This window comes from Ramlibacter sp. (genome assembly GCF_035706265.1).
GTDB lineage: Bacteria > Pseudomonadota > Gammaproteobacteria > Burkholderiales > Burkholderiaceae_C > Ramlibacter.
Window position 1 is genome coordinate 1 of the sequence record NZ_DASSVG010000552.1, and the last position, 6,844, is coordinate 6,844.

General features: G+C 73.4%; 5 protein-coding genes. All 5 read right to left on the minus strand.

Features of this window, described 5'->3' with window-relative positions:
• Window positions 1-1,539 (minus strand): DEAD/DEAH box helicase (locus VFM98_RS19800; RefSeq protein WP_325111614.1); only part of this gene is annotated, 1,539 nt, incomplete at its 3' end.
• Window positions 1,536-3,677 carry a PqqD family peptide modification chaperone gene (locus VFM98_RS19805; protein WP_325111615.1) on the minus strand — a complete coding sequence of 714 codons (2,142 nt, stop codon included), beginning with the start codon at window positions 3,675-3,677 and terminating at the stop codon, window positions 1,536-1,538. The genes VFM98_RS19800 and VFM98_RS19805, both read right to left, overlap by 4 nt.
• Entirely contained in the window at window positions 3,674-5,014 is a 1,341-nt protein-coding gene (locus VFM98_RS19810) for an HlyD family efflux transporter periplasmic adaptor subunit (RefSeq protein WP_325111616.1), read from the minus strand. Before VFM98_RS19810 ends, VFM98_RS19805 begins: the two co-directional genes overlap by 4 nt.
• A 142-nt stretch (window positions 5,015-5,156) precedes the next feature.
• On the minus strand, window positions 5,157-5,642 hold the full coding sequence (locus tag VFM98_RS19815) for a VOC family protein (protein WP_325111617.1): 486 nt from the start codon (window positions 5,640-5,642) through the stop codon (window positions 5,157-5,159).
• A partial coding sequence (locus VFM98_RS19820) for a biotin/lipoyl-containing protein (protein ID WP_325111618.1) occupies window positions 5,639-6,844 on the minus strand: 1,206 nt, incomplete at its 5' end. The genes VFM98_RS19815 and VFM98_RS19820, both read right to left, overlap by 4 nt.

The window sequence follows — 6,844 nt, forward strand, 5'->3', positions numbered from 1 at the left end:
GCTGGTGGCCACCGTCAGGCGCCCCGGCTGGCCGGCGGCGCCGATGATCTCGCTCTCCTCGCGGTCCTGGCGCGCATTCAGCACCACCGGCTGCAGCCCGTGGGCACGCAGCACCTCGGCCAATGCCTCGGACTGGCGCACGCTCTCCGTGCCCACCAGCACCGCGCGGCCCGCTGCGCCCAGCTGGGCGCAGCGCTGCGCCACCGCCTCCCACAGCTGCGCGCTGGAGGCGAACAGGCCCGTGGGCCCCACCGTCACCTGGCGCGGCGTGCGCGGCGGCACGCGCACGCACGCGAGCCCATACACCGAGCGCAGTTCGCCGGTCGATCCGCGCAGCGTGCCGCTGATGCCGGCCAGCCGCAGGTAGCGCACGAAGAAGCGCTGGAAGGTGATCTGCGTCAGCGTGGCGTTGCGGCGCGTGAGCGGCACGCCCTCCTTGATCTCGACCAGCTGGTGCAGCCCGTGGCTCCAGGCGCGGCCGGCAGAGACGCGGCCGGTGTTCTCGTCCACCAGCTGCACCTCGCCCTCGCGCACCACGTATTCCCGGTCGCGGTGCAGCAGGTGCGCCGCGTTGACCGCCAGCTCCAGCGTCGTCGCGCGGTGCTGCGGGTGCCCGAGCAGCGGATGCGCGTCGGCGGGCCAGGCGCGGCAGTGCGCGGCGCCGGCTTCGGTGAGGCGCGCATGGCCCCCTTCCACCACGTAGTCGCGCCCTTCGTGCAGGCTTTGCGCGACCCGCAGCGCGCGTCGCAGGAAGGCCTCTTCGGCCACCGTCGCGGCCGGCTGCGAGAGCACCAGCGGGACCCGCGCCTCGTCGATCAGGATGGTGTCGGCCTCGTCCAGGATCGCCATGCACAGGCCGCGCAGCACCGGCTGCTGGCGCGCCGCGGCCGCGCGCAGCTGGCGTTCCAGCGGCGCCAGGTCGCCGGGCTGCAGCAGGCCGTCGCGCAGGTAGTCGAACGCGAGCTCCTTGGCCGTGCAGTAGGTGACGTCGCAGGCGTAGGCGGCGCGGCGCTCGGCGGTTTCCACGGGCTGGGCGATCCAGCCCACCGAGAGGCCGAGGCGGCGGTAGAACACCGCCAGCTCCTCGGCGTCGCGCTGCGCCAGGTAGTCGTTGGCCGTCACCACGTGCACCGGCGTGCCGGCCAGGGCCGCGACCGAGGCGCCGAGCGCGATCGCCAGCGTCTTGCCCTCGCCCGTGTCCATCTCCACCAAGCGCTGGTCCAGCAACGCCAGGGCCGCCATGAGCTGCTGCCAGTGCGGGCGCACGCCCAGCGTCGGTTGCATCAGCAGGGCCGCCGTGCACAGGGCCTGCCGCAGCCAGCCCGCGTCGCGGCGCGCGTGCGGCACCTGGCGCAGGCGCGCCAGTTGCGCGTCGGCATCGGCGTCCTGCAGCGACGCATGCAGTTCGCGCGCCGTCGCCGCGAGGCCGCCGCGGCGCCAGCGCGCGGTGCGGCGCACCTCCTCGATCGGCAGCCGCATCTGCGGATACGGTCCCCACACGAGGCCGGGGAAAGGCCAGGACGCGCCGTGGCCGCTCATACCCGCCCCGTGGGACTGAACTGCTTGAGCAGCAGGCGACGCCCCTGCGCGATCCACTGCAGCCCGAGCGGCTCGGGCGGCAGCACCAGCTTGACCCAGGCGCGGCCGCCGATGGCGCTGGCCTGCAGGCCCGGCACTTCGGCATCCAGCAGGAACACCGGCACGCGCGTGCGCACACCCTGCGGATCGTTCGGGTCCACCGGCACCGGCCCGCCGAAACGGTCGCCGAGCGCCGGCGCAGGCAGCTCCTGCGTCGCGCCCGGCGTCGCCGCGGCCAGCCGGCCTTCGTACTCCGTCCACGGCGCGTCGGCCAGCCGCACCTGCAGCGCACGCACCCGGCCGCGGGTGCGCAGGAAATCGTCTTCCAGCAGGGCGACGCGCACGTGCGCCGGCCCGCCGGTGAGCACATGGCCGAGCATCGCGCCGCGTTCGACGAAGCTGCCAGGCAGGTCCTGCGGACGGGCCCACACCACCTCGCCCGGCACCCCGGCCCGCACTTCGAGCTGGGTCAGTTGTTCGTCGGCGCGGGCCAGTTCCGCCTCGTTGCGCAGCAGGTCTTCCGCCAGTTCGGCGGCCCGCGCCGGCTCGTGCAACAGGGCCGCGTACTCCTGCGCGAGCAGCCCCGAGCGTTCGGCGGCGAAGCGCTCGCGCGCGGCACGCAGCACCGGGTCCTGCAGCACCACGAGCACCTCGCCGGCCTGCGCGGCGCCGCCTTCCGGCGCGGCGAGCGCCTCGACGAAGCCGGCCGCGCCGGCACGCAGCTGCGCCTGCTCGCTCGGCCACACGATGCCGCGGGCCACCACCTGGTGCGGCGCCGGCACCACCAGCAGCAGCAGCGCGAGCCCCCCGAGGACGGCACCGGCCATCCGCAGCGAACGGCGGCGCGCGGTGGGATCCGCAGCGTCGCCCGCGGCCCAGCGCCAGACGCTGCTTGCGCCCCAGGCCGCGAGCGCGAGTGCGGCAAGCCAGCCGAGCACCCACGACTGCTGCCCGACCCAGAACACCAGGCCCAGCATCAGCACCACGCGGTAGATGGCCGATGCCGGCGCATAGGCGGCGAGCCACTTGGCCTCGCCCGGCGCGAGCAGGGGCGCCGAGGCCGGCGGCGGCAGGCCGATCCAACTGCGCCAGCGGCGCGACCACCAGGCCTGGCTGCGCAACGCGAGATTGGGCAGTTGCAGCGCGTCGCACAGGGCGTGATAGCCGTCGAAGCGCACCAGCGGATTGGCATTGAACAGGAGGGTGGAGACCGAGCAGATCAGCACCACCACCAGCAGCGCGTCGCGCACGACGCCGGGCGTCACCGCCAGCCAGGCCGCGAGCGCGATGCAGGCCAGCGCCACTTCCACCAGGATGCCGGCGGCGCTCACCACCAGGCGGCGCAGCGGCGAGGCGAAGGCGTTGGCCGCGCTCGCATCCACGTAGGGCGCGGGCGTGAGGAAGATCAGCGTGACGCCCGCATCGCGCACCTCGCCGCCGAAGCGGCGCACCGCGAGGCCGTGCCCCAGCTCGTGCAGCAGCTTGACCAGGGGATAGGCCAGCCAGGCCACGAAGTAGTTGGAGGGCGTCGCGAAGACGCGGCGCGCATCGGCCTGCAGCTCGGGCCAGTTGGCGCCCGCGGCCAGCAGCGCCAGCAGCACCGCCGCCAGCCAGAGCGCGAACACCGCGGGGCGGAACAGCAGGCGGCCCACCGGCGCGAGGGCCTGCAGCAGCGGCGCCGGGTCCAGCAGCGGCATGCGCAGCATCAGCGGGTTCATCATGCCGCGCCGGCGCTGCCGGCCGTCCTGCTCGCGGCGCGCGAACAGCAGCGACAGGTGCGGCGCCGCATCGAAGCGCAGCATGCCGCCGCGGAACAGCTGCGCCAGCAGGCGCAGCACCTCGTCCTGAGTCGGCGCGTCCTCGCGCTGCTGCGCGAGCTGCCGCTGCCACAGCTGCTCCAGCGTGGCGCGGCCGTCGAAGCGCGCCACCAGCGCATAGGCGGCCGGATTGAGCCGCAGCTGGCGGCCGGAGCCGGGCTCCACCAGCACGTGCCACGGCTGCCCGCGCATCTGCTGGCGCACGACGCGCAGCCCCGGCACGAGACTCGCGCGCAGCGAAGCCACGCGGTGCCACGCACCGCTCACCAGGGGCTGGTTCACCACGGGGTGACCTTCCACCAGGCCAGGCGCAGCCAGTCCAGCGCGCGGTGCGCCAGCAGCCAGCCGAGCGCGCGCGAACCGGCCTCCACCTTGGCCACGCCGCTCAGGCCCGGGCGCAGCTGCGGCGGCGTCTCCTCGAGCGCCGCCTCCACCTCGAAGAAGTTGCGGCCGTCGGCGGCCGAGGCCACCGGCACGATGCGGCGCGTGACGAAGGGCAGCGTGCGATCGGGCTGCGCCGCCAGCGCCAGCTCGCCGCGCTGGCCGATGCGCACGGCGGCCACGTCGGCTTCGTCCACCTCGAGGATCAGGCGGAAGCTGTCGCTCGGGGCGAGCACCATCAGCACCTCACCGCGCTGCACCGGCGCGCCCAGGTTCTGGCTCAGGTCGCCCTTGATCACGATGCCGTCGAAGGGCGCCTCGATGCGGGCGCGCTGCAGCTGCGCCTCCACCAGCGACAGCATGGCCTGCGCCTCGGCGGCCCGCGCCTGCAGCGTGACCATCTGGGCGCGGTCGGCGCGGGCCTGGGCGGCGCGGTAGGCGTTCTCGTGCTGGCGCAGCTCGCTTTCGCGCCGGCGCCGCTCCAGCTCCAGGTCCTGCGAGGCGAGTTCGGCCAGCACCTGGCCGGAGCGCACGCTGTCGCCGGGGCGCACATTGGCCTGCTGCAGGAAGCCGTCCGTGGCCGCGACCACCGCCCGCTGCACCGAGCCCTCCAGCCGCGCCGGGGCGCTCACGCGCCAGGGCACGGGGACGGCGAGCACCGCGGCCAGCGCGAGCGCGCCGGCGCCGAGGATCCGGGTGCGGCGCGCGGGCTGGGCCAGCAGTCCGCGCGCTGCCCGCCGCATACGCGCCGGCCACGGCAGCGCGAGCTCGCGCTTCAGTTCGAACACGGGCCCGGCGAGACGAGCGACGTTCCCCAGCTGCGCCAGTTCCGGCAGCGAGAACGGCGGCGCCGCGCGCTCCAGGGTGAGCGCGCCGACGATGCGCGTATCCTGCACCAGCGGCACGGTGCAAGCGGCGCCGGTGCCGGCCAGCTGGCGCTGGGCCAGCGTGATGAAGTCGTGCCCCGTGGGCGCGGGCCAGGCCACCGCTTCGGCCTGGTCGATCGCCTCCTGCATCGCATCGAGCAGCGCCACGGAGGCGGGCTGCCCCGGCTGCAGGTCGGAGGAATGCGAGCTGCCGGCCAGCGTCAGCCCGTTATCAGCCAGCACGCCGATTGACGCGCGGGCACAACGGAAGGTGTCGCAAAGTTCCACCCCGAAGGCCGCGGCGGCCTCGTCCAGCGAGGCGCGCGCAAGCGCCGCCCCCAGCGGGCGCAGCAGCGCGTCCGGGGCCGGCACAGGGGGAGATCCACGGTGGAGAGGCGAAGTGAAATCCATCTTGTTACAGATGAAGACAATTGTCGCCTGCTCGTCCGTGGAGGGCGAGGACAAATTGCGCACAGGCGCCGCGCCGGCGCCTGCGGCAACTACAGGGTTTCCCTTAAGCCGGCGTGCCTGCCAGCGCCTCGAAGGCGCGCACCACTTCCGGCGGCGCCTGCACCAGTTCGATCAGCACGCCTTCGCCGCCCACCGGGTACTGCTCGTTGCCCTTCGGGTGCACGAAGCAGATGTCGAAGCCGGCGCCGCCGCGGCGGATGCCGCCCGGCGCGAAGCGCACGCCCTGCGCCGTGAGCCACTCCACCGCCTTGGGCAGGTCGTCGATCCAGAGGCCGACGTGGTTCAGGGGCGTGGCATGAACCGCGGGCTTCTGCTCCGGATCCAGGGGCTGCATCAGGTCGACCTCCACCCTCAGCGGGCCGCTGCCCAGCGCGCAGATGTCCTCGTCGACGTTCTCGCGCTCGCTCTTGAAGGTGCCGGTGACTTCGAGGCCGAACAGGTCCACCCAGAGCTTCTGCAGGCGCAGCTTGTCGGGGCCGCCGATGGCGATCTGCTGGATCCCCAGCACCTTGAAGGGCCTCGTGTTCATTCGAACTCCAGGATCGGTTGATCGACGGCGAGCGATTCGCCCTTGCCGGCCAGCACCTTGCCCACCACGCCGTCGGCGGAGGCGAACAGCACGTTCTCCATCTTCATGGCCTCGATCACGGCCAGCCGCTCGCCGGCCTGCACCTTCTGGCCCGGCTGCACGGCCACGTCCACCAGCAGGCCCGGCATCGGCGAGAGCAGGAAGCGGCTCATGTCCGGCGGCGCCTTGAAGGGCATCAGCGCGAACAGTTCGGCCGTGCGCGGGGTGAACACCAGCGTGTCCAGGCGCGTTCCGTTGTGCTGCACGCGCAGCGCCAGCGGGTTCTTGCCGGCGCCGCGCTCCACCTGCGCCATGAAGGATTTGCCGTCCACCGTGCCGCGCATGCGCGGCGCGCCCAGGTGCCAGCTGCTGCAGATCTCGTAGCTGCGGCCGTTGGTCTCCACCACGGCGGAGCCGTTCCTGACGTCGAACGCGCGCACCTTCGCGGCCTGGAACTGGTGGCGGCCGTCCGCATCGAGCTTGACCACGACGTAGTCCTCGCCGATCGTGAACTCGTGGCCGCGCATCTGCCCGCTGATGCCGCCCGAGCGCTCCAGCGCGCGCCGGTTCGCGTAGGCCGCGAGCGCCACCAGGAAGTCGGGCTCGTCGTGCTGCACGTCCTCGGCCCGGAAGCCGCCGGCGTAGTGCTCCGCGATGAAGCCGGTGTTGAAGTCGCCGGCAACGAACTTCGGGTGCGCCAGCAGCGCCGACTGGAACGGGATGTTGCTCGAGATGCCACGGATCACGAAGCCGTTGAGGGCCTCGCGCATCTTCGCGATCGCGTCGCGCCGGTCGGTGCCGTGCACGATCAGCTTGGCGATCATCGAGTCGTAGTACATCGGGATCTCGCCGCCCTCGGCGACGCCCGTGTCCACCCGCACGCCGTACAGGTGCCCGGTGTCGGAAGCCCACATGCTCGCCTGCGGCGGCTGGAAGCGCACCAGCCGGCCGGTGGAAGGCAGGAAGCTGCGGAAGGGGTCTTCGGCGTTGATGCGGCACTCGATCGCCCAGCCGTCGCGCTTCACGTCGGCCTGCGTGAGCGGCAGCTTCTCGCCGGCCGCCACGCGGATCATCAGCTCCACCAGGTCCAGGCCGGTGATGCACTCGGTGACCGGGTGCTCCACCTGCAGGCGGGTGTTCATCTCCAGGAAGTAGAAGGACTG

What these genes read in the sequence shown, in the direction of transcription:
- VFM98_RS19815 (WP_325111617.1), bottom strand. Translation starts at nt 5,642, where the DNA reads ATGAACACGAGGCCCTTCAAGGTGCTGGGGATCCAGCAGATCGCCATC.